This is a genomic window from Salinisphaera dokdonensis CL-ES53 (assembly GCF_040361215.1).
Taxonomy (GTDB): Bacteria; Pseudomonadota; Gammaproteobacteria; order Nevskiales; family Salinisphaeraceae; genus Salinisphaera; species Salinisphaera dokdonensis.
This window is the reverse complement of record NZ_APND01000002.1, coordinates 305,869-324,436: the sequence shown is the minus strand read 5'-3', so window position 1 is coordinate 324,436 and position 18,568 is coordinate 305,869. Positions and strand designations below refer to the sequence as shown.

Here is an 18,568-nt window from a genome sequence, read left to right as displayed (position 1 = left end):
CGGCTTTTTCATGCCCTCAACAAGGCGAACGCCATGGAAGCCCCTACCGACATCACCCTGCACCAGAAGTCCAAGGTGCTCGAAGTCGAATACCCGGACGGCGCCAACTACAAGCTGCCGCTGGAATACCTGCGCGTCTATTCGCCCTCGGCGGAAGTGCGCGGCCACGGCGGGCCTATGGAACTGGTCACCGGCAAGCGCGACGTGGGCGTCACCTCGATCGAGCCGGTCGGCAACTACGCCGTCCAGCTCAATTTCGACGACGGCCACAACACCGGCATCTTCTCCTGGGAGACGCTGCGCGAACTGGGCGACAACTACGAAGACAACTGGAACGAATACCTCGGTCGCCTGGAAAAAGCCGAGGCCTCGCGCGACAAGCTCTGGCACTAGCGGCGCGCTGAGAACGCCTCGATGCCCCGGCTACAGGGGGTAGCGAGCACCGAGACACAGGCCGCTGCCTAAAGGCTAGCGCCTTCGTGCGTAGCGAGGCGCGGCGTGTCGGCCCAGACGCTGTTGGGCTGGCCATTGTGGGCGCGCCGGGCCGCGGCGCGTGCGGTCAGCGCGAAGCCGATCGCGAGCAGCAGGGCGACGAGATCCACGCCGAACACGCCCGGTGCGATGAGAGCGCTTTGCCAAGGTGGCATGTAGATGATCGCGTTGGCGATCGGCACGGCGGCGGTGATCACGGCACAGGCCCACAGCACTTCCACGGTGCCACGCCAGACCGGGCGCAGCAGCACCCAGGCGGCGCTCGCGGCCAGGCCGAGATACCAGGCGTTGGGCACCCAGGCCGCGCGCAGCAGCGATTCTGCCGGCAGCAGTTTGGCGGTGAGCAACAGCAGCGAAATGCCCAGCACCGTGCCCAGGCAGCCAGCGACTGTCAGCCGCGCCAGCGCATGATGGAGATGCGGCTGCTGTGTATTGCGGCGTTTGCGGCGGGTTTCGATCCACAGCAGGTTGCCGCTGTAGAACAGGAACGCGCCGAGCAGGCCGAGCAGCAGGTAGGACAGGCGAACGAGCTGGCGGCCCAGCCCTTCACCGAAGCGCGCGAAATGCAGACTCACGACCACCCCGCTGGCGGCCAATGCCGGGTTGTGGGCCCCGGGCAGGTTGGCGCCCTGTAGCGCGCCGGTGCTCGCATCGAGCTGGATATCAGCGCTGCTGATCAGGCTATCCGGGTAGTCGCCCGAGATCTCCGCGGCCGCGGTGGCCGTGCCGTAGCCGTGCCAGTGAATCGAGCTTACGGTGAAGTCCGGCTGGATTTCTTTCACGCGGGCGAACAGGGTCGGCACATCGAGCATGTCGGCCGGCGTGTCGCTTGCTGCCGGGTGCGGCGCCACCTCGTAGAGCTCGCCTATGCGGTCGGTGGGAAACTGGTTGCCCAGGGTGAAGAAACTGGTGCCCAGAATCGCGACCAGGGTGAGTGCCAGCACCAGCGACGTCACCACGAACATCAGATGGAACGGCAGGCTCAGTACGCCAATCACGTTGTGTGCGTCCTGCCAGAACAGCTTGAGGTTGCTCCCGATCCGCATCGAGAACAGATCCTTGACCAGATGCGGCAGGTGGATCACCAGCCCGGAAAGTAACGCCACACCGTAGAGCAGCGTAACCGCGCCGAACAGATAGGTGCCGAAGGTCTCCGGCAGGCCCATGGTGAAATGCAGCAGCTCGATGAAGTTGGCTGCCTGGCTGGTGGTCGCGGCATTGCTCTGGATTGGCTGGCCGCCCGGCTCGAACACATCCCAGCCGACCCGTTCGCCATCGACGCGTTCACTCCAGTAGATGGCGTAGCGTCCCGGCGTTTCGCCGCCGTCCGGCAGATGGGTGCGATAACGCGAGGAGAACAGATAGAAATCGGGCGTGAAGTGCGGGCTGTTTATGAAGGCTTCGACGGCCTGCTGTGGAGTGAAAAGCCGCTCAGTGCGTTCGGCCTCCAGTTCGGCATGTACGACGGGATTGGCCCACGCGTCGATCTCGGCCTTGTAGACCGTCAATGCGCCGGCATAGAAGGCGACGAACAGCAGTACGCCGGTCGTGATGCCTGTCCATGTGTGCAGACTGGTGAAACGCTTGATCGTCGCCCCTTTCATTGCAGCCCTTCCGGCAGCCCGTACCAGCCGAGCTGTACGGCGACGAACAACAGAGCGCCACAGACGAGGTTGGCCGCCAGCATCCAGCCCCAGGCCTTATAGCCGCGCGCGGCAGCGAACGCGGCCGTGATCGTTACGCAATACATGGGCAGGGCGAATACGACGGTGAGCGTGAACTTCGTCTTCAGCTCGAACGGCAGCGGGCTGGCGAGCAGGGCCACGCTTAGAAAAGCCAGTGGCAGACCGGCAAGGAACCCGGCGGTCGTCTGGCCCCACATCAGCCGTGCGGCCGGGAATGGCCGCGCTGGCCGGGGCGACGCAATGGGCTGGGGTGCTTACCCAGCCAAGCCGCCAGATACGGCAGTAGCGTGAACACCAGCATCCAGAGCGTCAGCGCGATGGTCAGGCCGACCAAAGCGCCGTGCTCGGCAATCCATAGGCCGAGGCCGACCAGACAGAACAGCCCGCCGAGCCCGCCCACGGCAGGCGTCAGCGGCCGCGTACGCGCCGTCTGGTTCGGGTGCGCGAAATAGATCAAGCCCGCACCGATACCGCATGAAAGACTTGCCAAGAGCATCAGCAAACCGGGCTCGCCATGCGCCTTGCCGGCCAAGTCGATCGTGGAGTCCGACCTGCGGCAAGAACGAGTCGCCCGTTCGACATGGATTGCATTCGGTTCATCCCTTCTGCCGCTTGAGCCGGGTCACATAGCAACAGTCGCGGGCAGCGGCGCGCCGCCCCGTCTTAATACGTCAGTCGCGCCGACAGGCCGAACGATCGGCCCGGGTCCTGCAACGGTTCGACCGTCGCGAACTCCTGGCCGTAGTTGCCGCGGTTGGCATAGGCCTCGTCGAACACGTTGTCCACGCTGGCGCGCAGGCTCAGGTTATCGAAACGGCGTGGCACGTACTCGACAAACAGGTTGAGCACTTCGTAGCCCTCGATTTCCTGGATGGCGTCGGTGCTCTCTGCGCCGCCCGAGGCGGGTGAATCCTCGTCGAAGGCGAGCTCGACGGTACCGCCCACGGTCACGCCCAGCGAGTCGAGGCGCTGCACGGCGGTCAGGCTGGCGGTCTCACCCATGGGTACCGTGAAGTAATTTCCCAGGAAGCTGTCGGCGGCGCCGTCGTCGATCTCCGTGTCGACGCTGGAGAACGCGGCCCGTACGTAGCCGGTGGTCCAGTCGTAGCCGAGGGAGACATCAAAACCCTCGCTCTGGAAGTCGCGGGTCAGCGCTGGCCCGTCGCCGAAACTCGGCGTGCGGCCGTTTTCGATATCGGTACGAAAAGCCTGTGCGGAGAACGTCACGTTGGACTGACGAATGGTGAAGCCGGCAAAGCGGTTCTTGCCGCGGACCGGGTCGATCTCGTCGTACTCCCAGTCGGGGTTCTGGATATAGGTCTCGGCGAGTTCGATGCCACCGAAGCTGCTCGAGGCGCCGGCTTCCAGCGCGAACCATTCCGTGAGCGCAAACTCGGCGGCCGCGTTGGCGGAGATGCCGGTGTTGTCCTGTTCCTGGCCGTTCGTGCCTGTGAAATCCTGATGATCGATACGTCCGCCAAAGGACAGCGCCAGTCGGCTCGACGCGTTCACCCGCGCCTGCGCGAACAGGCCCACGTTGTCGGCTTCCTCCTCCGAATTGTAGAAATCGCTGAAGAACTTCGCGCGTTCGGTATAGCCGTCGATGCCCACATTCACGCTGCCGCCGTCGAAGTGCATCTCGTTGGCCAGCGTGGCGTTGTAGCTTCGGGAGTCGGCGCGATACTGGATGGTGTCGCCGGTGGCCAGGGCTTCTTCGGTCGTTTCCAGATCGGTACCGGAAAAGGCGAGCGTGACCTGCGGGTCCCATAGGCCGTCGGCACGGGTGTTCTCGTAGGACAGGATCACGTTTTCGCGCGCGAGATCGTAGATGCGTGTTTCGGGTACCGGGCGGCCGCCGATGATGTTGCCGATGTTCGCGCGATAGGGGCGCACGCCCTCGTCGGTAACGCGCTCGTAGCTGAGTTCGATGCGGTTGCCGGTCTCGGCCTCGTAGGCCACCTTGCCGAGCCCGCTGGTCAGCTCGGCGGCCGAGCCGCGGACGTCGTCGCCGTCGCCGTCTTCATAGTCGTCGCCGTCGGCGTTGTTGAGAAAGAGCAGGCCCTCGAAGCCGTTCTGTCGACCGTAGGCCGAACCGAGCGTCGACCAGGTATCGCCATTGGTCTCGTAGCCGGTCTCGACATAGCCGCCAAGATTGCGGTCCGGAGCGAGCAGGTCACCGACATCCACCGTTTCGTAGGCGATCGAACCGGCGAGCGCACCGGGGCCCGCGTCGGCCGGCGCCACGCCGGCATCCACGCGCGCACTCTTGAGCAGGCGCGGGTCGATGATGGTCGTCGCGTTGTGGTGGAACAGCTTGTTGTTCTGGCGCGCGCCGTCGATGGTCGTGGCGAGGTTGGTTTCCTCGATGCCGCGTACGTACACCTTCTGATTGGCCGTGACGCTACCGCTCACGGTAACCCCCGACTCACCGCGGAACAGGTCTTTCGCATTCGACGGCCGGAAGGTCTCGATCTGTTCACGGTCGATATCGGCAGCCAGGTTGGCGTCGGCAGCGGCGTTGCCCAGGCCGACGCCCTCGACCAGCACGGGCGCGAGTTGCATGCCGCGGCCATCGCTTTCGTCCTTGCGCTGATCTTCCTGGGCCATTGTCGGCAGCGCGGTCAGCAGGCCGCTTACCGAGAGGGCGTACAGCAGGGCGCGGTTGCGCCGGGCGGCGCGGTGTCGTGATGTCATGGCTTTGTTTCCCTCGTGCCAATGGTTGTCCGGTAAGCCGCGTTGGCGCGACTTCGTCTGTTTGCAGGGGAAAGTCGATCGTGAACGGACGGGGCCGCCGAGCGGCCAGGCATCAGCCGACTGCTGGGTCGTTCCGCCATCAAGTGGCTGCGCTGAGTCTGTCCAGGGCGCGAGCGCTATTCGATGATCGCGCTCCCGCCTTGCTGCGGACGTCGCCGCAAGCTCTCCTTCGTTCTCGATTACCCCAAAATACCCATGTCCCCGGCGGCCGTATTCGGCCTATGCGCCATAGTTAATGAGAATCATTAGCATGCGCAAATATAAGTGGCTAATGCAGGAGTTGGCTCGTCGGAGGGTCGAATGCATTGGCCGGATTACGCTTAGACCGGCGCCGGCATGGAAAGCACGGCAGGGTGTGGTTCGTTTGCGAGCGGCACGCAGGGTGCGGGGCGTGCGTGGGTGACGTTCCGGAACAGCCGGGATCTCGAGCCGGCGGGGCGACGGCGGACAGATATCATCCGGCCCGCTGGGTAGCAGGTACCGATCGGTTGTTTGCGGCAGTCTCGCTGCGCACGCCGGTGATCCGTCGGGGAGATGAGTCTGTCGACCAGTGCCGCAGGACCGTCCAACGGCCAGCCTTGCTCATCAGCGTAATCAGATACGCCCGCGGCGCGGCCCGTCGTTCATGCGTCCCGCGCAAACAAAGCCAAGCCGTGCCGCACCCAGCGCAGGGTGGCCTGTTTCGTAGCGACCAAGCCCAGCCTGGCCGAGCCTGGGCGTCTAACCCGAAGCCCAGGTCTTGCGCCGTTCGCGTGCCAGCTCGACGACCTTGGCGATGTCCTCGTCCGTATACACGCCGTTCACGCCCGAGATCGAGGCCAGCTTCATGCCGTGCTTGAGGCCGAGCTTGTAGATCTCCTTCACCTTGCGCCACTCGGTATCGCGGCCGACCGTGAACACCTCGAAGCGGCCTTCCAGCGCCAGCACGATGGTCTCCGCCAGACAGGCGTAGACGATGTTTTCCGGCAGGGTGATATCGCGCAGGCCCTGCACCTTGGAGGGCAGGTCGATCTCGCCGGATTCGATCACCAGCACATCCGGGCGCTTGGCGCATTCCTCCGGCGGCAGGTCGAGCGGGCGGGCCACGTCGGTGATCACGCAGCCGGGTTTCACCTTGGTGATGTCCAGCACCTTCTTGCCCGCGCCGGAGGTCGAGGTGACGATCATGTCCATCTCGGCCAGGTGGTCCTCGTAGTCGGCCGCCGCAACCACCTTGGCGTCCGGCGTTTCCTTGAGGATGGACGCCTTCAGCGCCTCAAGCTTCTTCTGGTCGCGGCCGGCGAGATAGACCTCGTCGAACGCCATCGCCAGCAGGCGCGCACTCACCGAGCCGATCGAGCCGGTCGCGCCGATCACCATGGTCTTGGCCTGCACGCGGCCGTCCTTGGGCGCTTCCACGAGGCCCATGCGGCGCATGGCATCGGCGGCGGCCCATAGCGCGCCGGACGCCGAGTAGCTGTTGCCGGTGGTCACCGGCAGGTTCGCGCGCCGGGCCACGGTCACGCCCGCGTCGCCGACCACCTTCGTGAACGCGCCGAGGCCGATGATCTGCGCGCCCATCTTCTGCGCCTTGTCCGCGGCGGCGAGCAGCCGGCGATAGGTGAATTCCGGGCTGCGGGCGAGCATTTCCTTGGGCGTGCCGCCGACCGAGATCAGCCAGCCCTCGGCCTCGGAGCCGGTCGGCGAGACGATGTTCGTCATCTTGCAGTACACCATGGGCGGCACCATGGCGGCGGCCTTCTCGATCTGGTCCATCACGCGCTTGGGCGTGGATTTCGGCAGCAGCGGGAAGCCCATCCGGATCGCTTCCTGGCTGAGCGGATGGATGATGAAAGCGAAGCGGCGCACGTTGCGAAACTGCCCGGTCGGGTGCAGCAGCTGCGGCGTGAGCTTGAGCTCGTCGATGATCTCGGCCAGATCGTCATCCGACAGATCCTGCGGTTCGAGCCCGGTCGCGGCGAGGATCATCGCCTCGATCACGTTGATGCCGACCACTTCCTTGAACGGCTGTGGGCAGATATCGATCGCGAGGTTGACCTCCTGTTCCTTCAGCCAGGCCAGGCTTTCTTCATCGATCGCCGAGCTGAGCAGTGTCTTGCCCTTGAGATTGCCGTCGCCCGCAAAGGCGCGGATATCCTCGATCGCGCCGACGATCACATGCGACTTGGCCATCTCCTTGGCCAGAAAACGTTGCTTGACCTTCGGCAGCTTGGGCAGCACCGCGCCCAACTTGCGGGCCGCCCAGATGCCGTTGGCCATCGTGCTGCCGGTGGCGAACATCTCCAGCTGCGATAACGACGTCAACATGGCGGGCGTGCCCGTCTTCAGCACGGCGTCGGCAAAGCTCAGGTTGGGCGTGTACTGCGACATCTCCACCGCGATGTCGTAGTTCACCGTGCCCGACAGGAACAGCACCAGCGCGTTGTTGAAATAGTTGCCCAGCGTCTTCTGCACATGGCGCACCGCGCGCACCTGCAGCATGCGGCGCAGATCGGCGCCGGTGGTCGCCGGTACCCGCGTCACCACTTTCAGCAGCTTGTCCGTGTCCTTGTGCACGAAACGCCGCGTGCCCACGTCGTAGTGGTCGCGGATCATCCCCAGCCCCACCGCATCGGCGTCGGCCTGCGCGCGGCGCAGCAGATCCCAGGCGCGATCCTCGTCGCCGTCAGCGCCCAGGCGGGTGACTGTGAAGTCCTTCCCCAGAAACTTGGTTTTAAAAGAATAGTCCTGCGCGGACGGACCCATCGAGACGGTGGTGACGTGTTTCAAAGCCAGCTCCCCAGCATGTTCTTATTGTGCGAATAGCTTACTTCAGGCGCGCGGGTTTGTATCACTGGCGAAACGATTGCGGGCGCGGTTTACCGCCCCCGGCGCGCGTAGTAGCTTCGATGGCCATAACAACGATTATCGGATGGAGAAAAGCATGTCGCGACCGCCTCTGGACGACGCCCGATTGACCACCCTCAGCGAGTCCGTGGGGCTCGATCTCTCGCCCGAGCGCCGCGCTGTTCTAATGCCCGCGCTCGACGGTCTGTTGCAGCAGTTCGACGTGCTGTACGACGTGGAAGTCGACGAAACCGCGCCGCTGCACTCCTTCGACGCCCGCTGGGGAGACAACAAATGAACGACATACTCTCCCTGTCGGCGACCGAACTCGGGCGCAGGATCAAGGCCGGCGACATCTCGCCCGTCGACGCGGTCGACGCCTGCCTCGCGCGTATCGAAGCCACGGAACCTAAGCTCAACGCCTATGTGCGTGTGCTGGCCGACGAGGCCCGCGCCGCGGCCAAACAGGCCGAAAAGGAAATCGCCGCCGGCCAATGGAAAGGCCCGATGCACGGCGTGCCCGTCGCGCTGAAGGATCTCTACGATCTGGCCCACGTGCCCACCACGGCGTCATCGCGCGTGCGCGAGAACTGGACGCCGAACGCCGACAGCGCCGCCGCCGAACGGCTCAAGGCCGCCGGCGCCATCGTCCTCGGCAAGACCCATACCCACGAATTCGCCTACGGCATCGTCACGCCCACCACGCGCAACCCCTGGGATACCGAGCGCACGCCCGGCGGCTCCAGCGGCGGCTCCGGCGCCACGGTGGCCTCGTCCGGCGCCTTCATGGCGATGGGCTCGGACACCGGCGGCTCGATCCGTATCCCCGCCGGCCTGTGCGGCACGGTCGGCCTCAAGCCCACCTTCGGTCGCGTCAGCCGCGCGGGCATCACCTCGCTGTCCTGGGGGCTGGACCATGCCGGCCCGCTCACGCGCACCGTCGAGGATGCCGCCACCTGCCTGCAGGTACTCGCCGGTCACGACCCGCGTGACCCCGGCTCGGGGGACGAACCTGTGCCGGATTATTCGGCCGGCCTGCACGACGGCATCAAGGGCCTGCGCGTTGGCGTGCCGACCAACTACTTCTTCGACCAGCTGGATCCGGAAGTGGAAGCCGCCGTTCGCCAGGCCTACGAACAGCTGCAGGCGCTCGGCGCCGAACTGGTCGACGTCGCGCTGCCCATGCCGGAACAGATCGTCGCCGTCGAGTTCGCGATCCTGCTGCCGGAAGCCAGCGACTACCACCGCCAGATGCTGCGCGACAGCGCCCATCTCTATAACGATGACGTACGCGTCATGCTCGAAGCTGGCGAATTCGTACCCGCCACTACCTATATCCGCGCCCAGCGCGTACGCAATCTGCTGCAGCAGGAATTCCGCAAGCTCTATGACAAGGTAGACGTCATCGTCGCGCCCACCATCGCGGCCACGGCCGTTACCGCCGGCACCGAATCGATTACCTGGCCCGACGGCAGCGAAGAACCGCTCATCTCTGCCTACACCCGCTTCGCCCTGCCGGGCAACGTCACCGGCCTGCCGGCCTTGAGCGTGCCCTGCGGTTTCTCGTCCGAAGGCTTGCCGGTTGGCTTTCAGGCAATAGGGCGGCCGTTCGACGAGGCGACGATTCTGCGCCTGGGCGCGGCCTATGAATCCGCCACGGAATGGCATCAGCGTCGGCCGGATATCTGACGCCGACAGAAGCGCTGTAAACAAAGCGGAAACACCGGCCGCCGGCCGGGGTTCCGCTGCGCCACAAGCCGCGCCGGTTGTGCGCAAAACGCCCCCGTAAGTCAGCGCCGCGGCTGAGAATATCGACAAAGGCCGCTCGACGCGTCAATCCCGAAGTCATTGGCCTACTTTGTCTCGCGCCGCGGCTAAGACCAATATCTGAGTCTATCCTCGTCGCCAGGTCTTTTCTCGCCCGCCCGTTCATGCAATGTTCGGAAAAAATGGGCTGCCTGCATGGCGCAGCCAGACAAAAGAGGGGCGCACGCATCCGCGTGCGATGCGAGGGGACAATCTTGATCAACCGAATCCTGTTCGGGTTGGCGATCTTCGCCAGCACGGCGACCTGCGCCTATGCGGACGGTGTCGCAAATACCGTCGGCCGCGTGTTCGGCAGCTTCGGCGCCGGCGTCGGCCAGGCCGCAACCCAGCCGCTACGCGACAGCCAGCCGCAGTGGATCACCGTCGCACCACCAGCCAAGGAAGACTGCCTCGCCGAGTCGCACGGCGTGATCAATTCCACTTACGTGCGTTGCCGGGGTGGACGACAGGAACTGACGCGGTTTGATGCGGCGGGGAATCGCGTGGTGCTGAGCGAGCGGGGGATTCCGGAGTGGTGACGCGGAGGTTGATGCACAATGCCAGACCTGACCCCGAATGTGTTTTCCGTTTCCGTTCTCAGGCTTCACCTGCTCCGTTGGCAACTGAGCTTAGGCGTTGAGTAGTGTTAACGCTGACGATTGGTAGCAAGGCAATCAGGCATAAAGTAAGGGGCTGTTATGGGAATCTTGAAAGCGATACTTGGGCTCAAAACTAACGAAGAGCGATTTTCCGAATTTCAAAGTAAAGCTAAAGATAGGCACTCTAGAATTTTGCAACAAGGGTCTGACTTTGCCGACGAAGTTTTTGAGCGAAATATCAAAGTCGGCGAGTGCGTGACAGTATCTGCTTTAAATGCAGAAATTAGAAGTAAATATGGCATCGAATCTTATCGAGAAACAGCGAAGCTAGGGTTTTGGCAACGATTTATGGAATATGCGGACGCCGGCCATATCGATGCCTATCGACTCGAAGATGGAGATGATGTCTATGTCCATCCGGATTGGTCCAAGCACCATTTCGGCGATAACAATTCAAAAGGGGAGTAAGTATGCAAGCCATCGGGGGGGTCATTAAGGCTGTAGGTTTCGCCGTCTTTGCTATTTCTGGATTGTGGGGTTTCTTTCTCTGCCTGGGCATCATTTCAGATGTGGCTGGTTTCTGGGGGCTAGTGGTTAGCTTATTTATAACCCCTGTCACATTCCTAGCAGCACCACTGTATGCGGGCTTTGCTTGGGATAATTGGTTTCCGCTTATTCTGAATTATGGCGGCGGCATCGCCGCCACAGTTCTTGTCGGTATTGGTAGCTCGATTAGCGGTGAATAGGCTGATACCCAACAACCCATTGCAGTTGACCGCCCAAAGCTCTCCCGCGCTTCGCGTTTCCTCCGGCCTCCCGCGGCCGCTCCGGCCGCAACTGAGCTTATGCCTTTGGCGTCAGCGGCAGATGCGAGAAGAGTATGAACCACAATCGTAGAACTTTGCTTATCGGAGTGCTTGCTGGGCTTGGACTCTTGGCGACTCCTAACGCAATTGCGCGGCGCCGTCGCAGAATTTATCTGCCACACAACGGCCTCAGTAAAGGGTCGAATTACTCTGGACCAATACTATCTCGGCAGGAGCTTCGAGAATGCCTCTCGCAACAGAACAAGATCAATGCCGGTTCACAGCATCTGGATAACCTGGAAGCTTCAGTGCACGCAAAGGCGCAAGAAATTGAACAACTCGAATCCTTAATACAGCAACGTGAGCCATTAGTAGACAGATATAGCCAATACTCAGTGGATAATTTCAATAGACTTATTGAAAAGCACCGGGAACTGGTGAAGGAATACAATGCCCGTCTACGGCCAATCAACCAGCAGGTTTCGGTGCACCAGGCCAACGTAGAGGAATTTAATAAAACTTGCGCAGACCACCAGTATTATCAGAGTGATATGGATGCTATAAGACGCAGAAACTGATCGGCGGCGGTGCGAGGCGCCGGGGTCAGGTCTCGCGTTGTGCATCAACACCCTCAGCCACGCAGAGCCCGGTCGTCTTTCGCAAACGAAAAATCCGGCCCCCAAACACTGGAAGCCGGATTATCGCTTTTACGCCGATTCATTAATCGGTACTGCATTCGCCGCCACGTGTAGTTCGTCTACAAGTTGCTCGACCTTTCGCGTTGCGTCTGCGATCGACTTCGCCAGCACCTCGCCGCCGGCTTCCTGCCCCTCGATGGCGACGGTGTGAATACGGGTAATACCGATAAACTCAAACGCCGTGGCCAGGTGTGCTTCCAGATAGTTCATATGCGCCATCGCTTCGCCTGAGGCCATGTTCACGCCCCCGCGCGCCGCGGGTACGACCACATGGCGTTCGCGGTCGGCGAGTTTGGCGATATAAGGGTTGAATGGATCGGTGTCGTCGATATCGACCGTGCGGCCAATCCTCACGACCTGGTCGACCCACGTCTTGAGCGGCGCGGGCATGCCGAAGTTATAGAGCGGCGTGCCAATCACCACGATATCCGCGGCAATCAACTCATCGACCAACTCGTCGCTTTCGGCCAGTGCGGCTTTCATCCAGGGCTCACGGCGCTCGTCTGGCGTGAAGGCCGACGCCACCCAGTCGTGATTGATGAAAGAGGGCGGGCGTTGCCCTAGATCGCGGTAGACGACGGCGTCTTGTGGCCGGTGGGACTGCCACCGGCTGACAAACCGGTGGGACAAATAGCGGCTGTAAGAACCGTGGTGATCGGTACCGGCCAGACCGGGTCGGGCGCTGGCATCCATATGCAGAATGTTTGACATGAGTGGGCTCCAATTCTGAATTGAGTTCATCTATGATTGAGGGCGAATTCAGCATAGGCGGCGCTCGTGAGCCGAACAAACGATCGTTTTGCGTGCGAACAGATGAGATGAATTCATCCATGAAAAAGCGCCGCCTGCCTTCGCTTTCGGCCCTCCGGGCCTTTGAAGCTGCGGCCCGGCATGAAAGCGCCAAGCAGGCGGCGCTGGAACTCTCGGTCACCGCGACGGCGATCAGTCATCAGGTTCGCGGGCTGGAAGGAGCGCTGGGCATGACGCTGTTCGTGCGTAAGCCGAGACAGCTCGAGTTGACCCCGCGCGGGCGGGAGCTTCAGCAGGTGTTGGAATCGTCCTTCGGCGCCATCAGCGACACCATCGAACGGCTGAGCGCAGCCCCCGAGCGCCAGGCGCTGACACTGACGACCACCCCGGTGGTCGCCGTACGCTGGCTACTGCCCTGGATTTACAGGCTGCGTGAGTCCAATCCGGATATCGATCTGCGCATTCATGCCACCCACGAGCCTGTGTCACTGGATGGCTTGACGGCGGACATGGCCATTCGCCACGGCGATGGCCGCTGGCCGGGGCTGATCGCCGACAAGCTGTTCGATACCACGCTGATCCCGGCCTGTAGCCCAGGCCTTGCCCAGCGCCTGGGTGAGGATGCGGCCGCCTATCCGCTGATTCACTTTCGGCCCCAGGGTGTTTTGATATCGCCTATGGACTGGCCCGGATATCAGAAGCAAGCTGAGATGACGGGGTTTAACACCGGCGCAGGGCTGGCGTTCTCGGACGAAAACCACGCCATTGCAGCGGCCGTAAGCGGCCAGGGCGTGATACTGATGAATCGCCAGCTCATCGAGGACGAGTTGGCAGACGGGCGCCTGGTACAACCTTTCGGCCCCGAACTGGAAGACCGCGCGTTCTTTCTGGCGTACCCGGAGAACCGTCGGCACGATTCGACCCTTTCAGCCGTCAGGACGTGGGTGATGGCGGTATCGCAAGGGGCGACTTCGTGACCGGAGCCGAATGGCAGGCGAGTGGCGTCAGGTCTCGAGTCGTGCATTTGAATGCCTCGTGCATGTAGCGCTGGTGGCTCCAAAAGATAAATCCGGCCTTAGTGCTATGTTCCCCGGCTTGGCCATTGTTTAGGCGGCGGCAACCATGCGTATTTACGGCGACACCATGTCCGGCAACTGTCTCAAGGTGAAATGGGTCGCCGAACGGCTTGGGCTGGCGCATGAATGGGTCGATGTCGACATCCTGAAGGGTGAGACGCGTACCGATGCATTCCTGGCGCTCAATGGCTTCGGTCAAGTGCCGGTAGTCGAGTTCGATGACGGCCGCACGCTGGCCCAGTCCAATGCGATCATCGTTCACTTCGCTCAGGACAGCGCGCTGGTGCCGGCCGATCCCTACCAACGAGCGCGCATGTTCGAGTGGCTGTTCTGGGAGCAGTATTCGCACGAGCCGGCTATCGCGGTTCGTCGCTTTCAGAAGCACTATCTCGGCCGCGCGGACGATGAGATCGACCCCGCGCTGATGGACAAGGGCAACCGCGCGCTGGCCCATATGGCGCAGACGTTGGAGATGCACGACTGGCTCGCGGGCGGTGCCGAAATCACGCTCGCCGACATTGCATTGCTCGCCTATACGCGTCTTGCCCATGAGGGCGGTTTCGACCTGGCGGCATTTCCTGCGGCTCGGGCCTGGGTGGCGCGCTGTGAGCGCGAACTCGGCCTGGCGCCGGCGCAGTAGTACGGCTGAGGCCGGCGCCGCGGTTCTGCCGAATGTCGCTGCTGGCTCAGGGCGGCTTTTAGCGAAGCGTACAGCGCGTGCCGGGGTACGATAGATCGCTCGGCCGATTCATCATCCGACGACCATGAAAGCAATCATCCCCAAGGGCTTTGGTCCCGTTGTACGACTGGCCGTTGGCGAGCGCGCCAAGCCATCGCCGGGCAGGAACGATGTGCTGGTGAAAGTCCACGCGGCGTCGGTCAATCCGAAGGACTGGAAACTCAATCTCTCGCTGGCGCGGGCCGCGCCGCCGGTCGGGCGGCGCTTCGTGCCGCCGTTGTTTGGCGATGACCTGTCCGGGGAGGTCGTCGAAGTCGGAGCGAACGTCGACGGCTTCGAAGTGGGCGATCGGGTGTATGGCATGGATATGCGCCTGCGCACCGCGTCGCTGGCCGAATATGCGGTGATCGATCAGCGGCGCATCGCACACATGCCGGCAAACGCGACCTTTGCCGAGGCGGCGGCGGTGCCGCTTGCCGGGCAAACGGCGTTGCAGGCGCTACGCAAGGGGGGCTCTTCGGTACTGATTATCGGCGCGTCCGGTGGTGTAGGCACCTATGCGGTTCAGATCGCGAAGCAGTTGGGCTGCCACGTCACCGGCGTATGCAGCACGCGCAATATCGATCTGGTGCGATCGCTCGGCGCGGATGCGGTGATCGATTACACGGCGGGCGACTATCGCCAGCCCAAAGGCCCGCATGCCCGCGCCTTCGATCTGGTGTTTGACGTGACCTCGTTCGAGACGCCGGCCAGTTGTGCCGCGCTGCTGGCGCCCGATGGCTATTTCGTTTCCACCATGGGCCACGCGCGGGGCATGGCCGGCACGCTGCTCGCGCGTCGGCGCAATGCATCGCTGATTCGCGTCGAGTCGTGGACGGCAGACCTGGAAACGATCGGCCACTGGATGGCGGCGGGCGCGGTGTGTTCGGTCATCGACAGCACCTTCGGCCTCGCCGAAACCCAGCAGGCCTATGATCGCAGCCGCACCGGCCGCGCCCGCGGCAAGATCGTGATCGAGGTGGCTGGCGCTTAGCCTGCTGCGGGCCTGAGATCAGATCAGGCCTGCTGCGTTTCCAGCACCGACACATAGTTGGCCACGGCCGCGCCGCCCATGTTGAAGATCAGGCCGAGCTGGGTCTCGGGTAGCTGCAGCTCGCCCGCCTGGCCGGTGAGCTGGCGGTAGGAGATGGCGTGCATGGATACGCCGGTCGCGCCCACAGGATGGCCCTTGGCCTTGAGACCGCCGGAGAGATTCACCGGCAGGCGGCCGTCGCGATAGACGCTGCCGTCTTCGATTGCGCGCATGCCCTGGCCCTTGGGCGCGATGCCCATGGCTTCGTAGGTCAGCAGTTCGGCGATGGTGAAGCAGTCGTGGACTTCGGCGAAGTCGATATCGTCGAGCGCCACGCCGGCCTGTTCCAGGGCCATGCCGAAGGCGCGCTCCGGGCCTTCGAAGGCGACGAAATCGCGGCTCGCCATGGGCAGTCGATCGCTGACATGGACGGCCGAGCGGAAGCGGGCGGCCTTCGCGAAGCTGGCGGCGTTGTCATCGGTGGTCAGCACGATCGCGGCGGCGCCGTCGGTGACCAGCGAGCAGTCGGTCAGGCGCAGCGGCGGGGCGATCTCCGGGTTCTTGTCGCTGACTTGGCTGCAGGCCTCGAACGAGAATGCCTTCTGCATATGCGCCAACGGATTGCGCATTGCGTTCTGGTGGTTCTTGGCCGCGATATGCGCCATGGCGTCGAGCGGGCTGCCGTAGCGGTCGGTGTACTGCTGCGCGGCCACGCCGAATACCTGCGGGAAGCTCAGTTTCTTCTCGTTCTCGTCGTTCTGGTAGCCCGCACCGGCCAGCGCGCCGGTCACGTCGGCGGTGGAGCGATGGGTCATCTTCTCCGCACCCACCACGAGTACGGTCTTGGCCTTGCCGGCGAGGATCGTGTTCATGCCCGCGTGGATCGCGGCCGAGCCGGATGCACAGGCGTTTTCCGCGCGCGAGGCCGGCTTGAAGCGCAGTTCCGGATAGGCCTGATGGATCAGCGAGGCGGCAAAGCCGTCGGTGACCATGCCGGAGTTGAAGTGGCCGAGAAAGACCGCGTCGATATCCCCTGGCGCGATGCCGGCTTCCTCTACCGCTTCGCGCGTGGCCTCGACGATCAGCGTCTCGAGGTTCTGTTCCAGCCGGCCGAACTTTGTGTGGCCACTGCCGACGATCGAAATGCCCTGATCCATGCTGTCTCTCTTGGTGTAATGGTTCAACGCCGAAGGGCGCGAAAGTGCGCGGTCTAAAAAAACGCGAGGCGCGTATCCGTTCTGTTGTACGAGTAGCGGCGCGATCAAGCAACCACGCACACGATAGCCGGCAGCCAGAGTAGACCGTGCGTTACTGTTGTTCGAGGCCTGCTCGCGATGGCCTGGCCACAAGCGCTAAGCTGCTGTGCCGCAGTCTATTCGTGATGTTTCGCCATGCCCACGCGCCGCCGAGTATTGAAGCAGTTGGCGTCCGGTGCGGCGTTGTCGATGATTGGCGTACCGGCCGTTCTTGCCAAGGGGGCCAATGGTGCCGATGATTTCACGGCCGCGATACGCGATCTCGAAGCGCGACACGGTGGGCGCCTGGGCGTGGCGGTTCGCGATACGGCGAGTGGGCGCATGGCGGCCCATCGGGGCGACGAGCGATTTCTGCTCTGCAGCACGGTGAAGCTCCCGGCTGCGGCGATGATTCTGTCGCGCGTCGATGCCGGCCGCGAATCGCTCGACCGGCATATCGACTACGCCGCGGCCGATCTGGTGACCTATTCGCCCGAAACCGAGCGCCATGTGGACACCGGCATGATGCTGGGCGCGATCTGCCGTGCGGGCCTCACGCTGAGCGACAACACGGCCGCGAATCTGATGCTCGCGAGCGTGGGTGGCCCGGCCGCGTTGACGGCTTTTCTGCGCTCATTGGGGGACGACGTCACCCGCTCGGACCGCTACGAAACCGCCCTCAACGAATACGCCCCGGACCGCGTGCACGACACCACCTCGCCCCGCGCCATGCTCGATCTGATGCAGCGCATGCTGCTGGGCGACGTGCTCAGTGCAGCATCGCAGCGCCAGCTCGTCGCCTGGATGCGCGCCAACGAGACGGGCGACCATCGGCTGCGGGCCGGTCTGCCCGACACCTGGCGTATCGGCGACAAGACGGGTTCCGGCGGCGACAACACGGCCAACGACATTGCGATGATCCATCCGGGCGTGGGCGGGCCGCTGTTGGTGACGGCTTACTACTCGGGCTCCGAGGCTACGAAGACACAGCGCGATCGCGTGCTGGCGGACGTGGGGCGCGCGGTCGCTCGGTGGCACGTGGCGGGTTGAACCGCAGCACAGGGACGCGCCCGGCTGCTGCGACCGTGGCTCTAGCCCGTCACTGCCAGCCGGTCTGCCAGGTGTCGTCGTCCTTGAGCGCGCGCCACGGCAGGGTGCGCTCGCGTTTCGTGAGCACGGCTTCGAGGATCACATCGGTGACGTTGTCGTCCTCGTCGCGCAGCAGCTTTGTAACGAGGAAGTGCTTTTCCTTGTGCGTCGGTGCCACCGCGGTCCACTTGCTGTGGTGCAGCTTGTCGGGGTTGATGGCGTTCATGCGCGTTCCGGCTGCGTGTCGTCCTTGAGCAGCGCGGGCAGGCGGCGCAGCACCTGTTTGGAAAAGCCCAGCCCGAGATGCGTGCCGCCGACGCGGATATGTTCGACGTTGTCGCTGAAGCGGTCGATGCAGGCCTGCCAGGCGACCACGCCGTCGGACTCGCTATACAGCGCGCGTACCGGCCGCTGCAGCGGGTTGGCATAGCGTTCCAGCGTGGCGGCTTCGACATCGTCCATCGCCAGGCCGCGTTTTTCATACACGCGCGCCACGGTGGTGTATTTCGGCCCGCCGACGACAGGGCTGCCGATAGTCACGACGCGGCTGACGAGCGACGGACATTCGCGGGCGATCTCACGCGCGATATAGCCGCCCAGGCTCCAGCCCACCAGTGCGAAGGGCTCGCCGACGCGTTCCACGAGCGTTTGCAGCCGCTGGACCACCTTGGGCGAGAGCGCCTGCACGTCGCCGCGGTTCTTGCCCTGGCCCCAGTCCCACGTTCGGAAACCGCATTGGCGCAGGTAGCGGCGGATCATCCACATGGAACCCGGCCCGGCGCCGAAGCCGGGCAGCAGCATCACCGGCTGGCCGCCGCCGTCCACGTCGCGCGGCAGGCGCCGCCATTGATTCGGGTCGAGCAGCAGGCGCGCCGGCGTGAGCAGTTCGCTGACGAACAGGCGGCGCGCGGGCGGCGTCATGCCGGTGCCGTAACGGCGCTGGAATTCGGTGGTGTTCATAAGGACGTTTGCAAAAGAATGGGCGTGCAGCAGAACGCCAA

At 63.6% G+C, this 18,568-nt stretch carries 20 protein-coding genes; 11 read left to right on the top strand and 9 right to left on the bottom strand.

All coding sequences use genetic code 11. The features are described from left to right. The first annotated feature begins 33 nt into the window (after positions 1-33). Positions 34-393, top strand: coding sequence for a gamma-butyrobetaine hydroxylase family protein (locus SADO_RS07410; RefSeq protein ID WP_353110541.1), 360 nt, complete (start codon positions 34-36; stop codon positions 391-393). Between the two features lie 68 nt (positions 394-461). On the opposite strand, the gene SADO_RS07405 is transcribed toward SADO_RS07410, so the two are convergent. The 5 genes from SADO_RS07405 to SADO_RS07385 form a co-directional block, all read right to left on the bottom strand. Then, entirely contained in the window at positions 462-2,096 is a 1,635-nt protein-coding gene (locus SADO_RS07405) for a PepSY-associated TM helix domain-containing protein (RefSeq protein WP_353110540.1), read from the bottom strand. Next, positions 2,093-2,374: a hypothetical protein gene (locus tag SADO_RS07400; protein WP_353110539.1), complete on the bottom strand. Its 282-nt coding sequence runs from the start codon at positions 2,372-2,374 to the stop codon at positions 2,093-2,095. The genes SADO_RS07405 and SADO_RS07400 overlap by 4 nt, the downstream gene beginning before the upstream one ends. Beyond that, a complete protein-coding gene (locus tag SADO_RS07395; protein ID WP_353110538.1) occupies positions 2,374-2,709 on the bottom strand; it encodes a hypothetical protein in 336 nt (111 codons plus the stop codon). Before SADO_RS07395 ends, SADO_RS07400 begins: the two co-directional genes overlap by 1 nt. A 131-nt stretch (positions 2,710-2,840) precedes the next feature. Then, positions 2,841-4,871 (bottom strand): TonB-dependent receptor domain-containing protein, encoded by a 2,031-nt coding sequence (locus tag SADO_RS07390; protein ID WP_353110537.1) that lies wholly within the window; start codon positions 4,869-4,871, stop codon positions 2,841-2,843. Positions 4,872-5,651: 780 nt separating this feature from the next. Next, positions 5,652-7,700, bottom strand: a complete 2,049-nt coding sequence (locus SADO_RS07385; RefSeq protein ID WP_353110536.1) for a DUF8754 domain-containing protein — start codon at positions 7,698-7,700, stop codon at positions 5,652-5,654. 154 nt (positions 7,701-7,854) lie between these two features. Here SADO_RS07385 and SADO_RS07380 point away from each other — a divergent pair, with 154 nt between their 5' ends. From SADO_RS07380 to SADO_RS07355, 6 genes are all read left to right on the top strand, one after another. After that, positions 7,855-8,055 (top strand): hypothetical protein, encoded by a 201-nt coding sequence (locus SADO_RS07380; protein ID WP_353110535.1) that lies wholly within the window; start codon positions 7,855-7,857, stop codon positions 8,053-8,055. Next, complete coding sequence (locus SADO_RS07375; protein WP_353110534.1) at positions 8,052-9,446, top strand: amidase; 1,395 nt, start codon at positions 8,052-8,054, stop codon at positions 9,444-9,446. Before SADO_RS07380 ends, SADO_RS07375 begins: the two co-directional genes overlap by 4 nt. A gap of 332 nt (positions 9,447-9,778) precedes the next feature. After that, positions 9,779-10,102, top strand: a complete 324-nt coding sequence (locus SADO_RS07370; protein ID WP_353110533.1) for a hypothetical protein — start codon at positions 9,779-9,781, stop codon at positions 10,100-10,102. A gap of 159 nt (positions 10,103-10,261) precedes the next feature. Beyond that, positions 10,262-10,630, top strand: coding sequence for a hypothetical protein (locus SADO_RS07365; RefSeq protein WP_353110532.1), 369 nt, complete (start codon positions 10,262-10,264; stop codon positions 10,628-10,630). A 2-nt stretch (positions 10,631-10,632) separates the two neighbouring features. Next, positions 10,633-10,908, top strand: coding sequence for a hypothetical protein (locus SADO_RS07360; protein WP_353110531.1), 276 nt, complete (start codon positions 10,633-10,635; stop codon positions 10,906-10,908). Positions 10,909-11,042: 134 nt separating this feature from the next. Further along, on the top strand, positions 11,043-11,546 hold the full coding sequence (locus SADO_RS07355) for a hypothetical protein (RefSeq protein WP_353110530.1): 504 nt from the start codon (positions 11,043-11,045) through the stop codon (positions 11,544-11,546). 129 nt (positions 11,547-11,675) lie between these two features. On the opposite strand, the gene SADO_RS07350 is transcribed toward SADO_RS07355, so the two are convergent. After that, positions 11,676-12,377, bottom strand: coding sequence for an FMN-dependent NADH-azoreductase (locus SADO_RS07350; RefSeq protein WP_353110529.1), 702 nt, complete (start codon positions 12,375-12,377; stop codon positions 11,676-11,678). Positions 12,378-12,496: 119 nt separating this feature from the next. On the opposite strand from SADO_RS07350, the gene SADO_RS07345 reads away from it, so the two are divergent. The 3 genes from SADO_RS07345 to SADO_RS07335 all read left to right on the top strand — a co-directional run bounded on the left by SADO_RS07345 (position 12,497) and on the right by SADO_RS07335 (position 15,204). Continuing rightward, positions 12,497-13,393, top strand: a complete 897-nt coding sequence (locus tag SADO_RS07345; protein WP_353110966.1) for a LysR substrate-binding domain-containing protein — start codon at positions 12,497-12,499, stop codon at positions 13,391-13,393. Positions 13,394-13,538: 145 nt separating this feature from the next. Then, positions 13,539-14,132, top strand: a complete 594-nt coding sequence (locus tag SADO_RS07340) for a glutathione S-transferase family protein (RefSeq protein ID WP_353110528.1) — start codon at positions 13,539-13,541, stop codon at positions 14,130-14,132. Between the two features lie 124 nt (positions 14,133-14,256). Continuing rightward, complete coding sequence (locus SADO_RS07335; RefSeq protein WP_353110527.1) at positions 14,257-15,204, top strand: NAD(P)-dependent alcohol dehydrogenase; 948 nt, start codon at positions 14,257-14,259, stop codon at positions 15,202-15,204. A 23-nt stretch (positions 15,205-15,227) separates the two neighbouring features. Here the strand turns inward: SADO_RS07335 and SADO_RS07330 are convergent, their stop codons facing one another. Continuing rightward, positions 15,228-16,400: an acetyl-CoA acetyltransferase gene (locus SADO_RS07330; protein ID WP_353110526.1), complete on the bottom strand. Its 1,173-nt coding sequence runs from the start codon at positions 16,398-16,400 to the stop codon at positions 15,228-15,230. A 234-nt stretch (positions 16,401-16,634) separates the two neighbouring features. Between SADO_RS07330 and bla the strand changes: the two genes are divergently transcribed. Next, complete coding sequence (gene bla / locus SADO_RS07325; protein ID WP_353110525.1) at positions 16,635-17,528, top strand: class A beta-lactamase; 894 nt, start codon at positions 16,635-16,637, stop codon at positions 17,526-17,528. Between the two features lie 49 nt (positions 17,529-17,577). Here the strand turns inward: bla and SADO_RS07320 are convergent, their stop codons facing one another. Then, a complete protein-coding gene (locus SADO_RS07320) occupies positions 17,578-17,793 on the bottom strand; it encodes a TIGR02450 family Trp-rich protein (protein WP_353110524.1) in 216 nt (71 codons plus the stop codon). Next, on the bottom strand, positions 17,790-18,527 hold the full coding sequence (locus SADO_RS07315; RefSeq protein WP_353110522.1) for a lipase family alpha/beta hydrolase: 738 nt from the start codon (positions 18,525-18,527) through the stop codon (positions 17,790-17,792). Before SADO_RS07315 ends, SADO_RS07320 begins: the two co-directional genes overlap by 4 nt. Positions 18,528-18,568 lie beyond the last annotated feature (41 nt).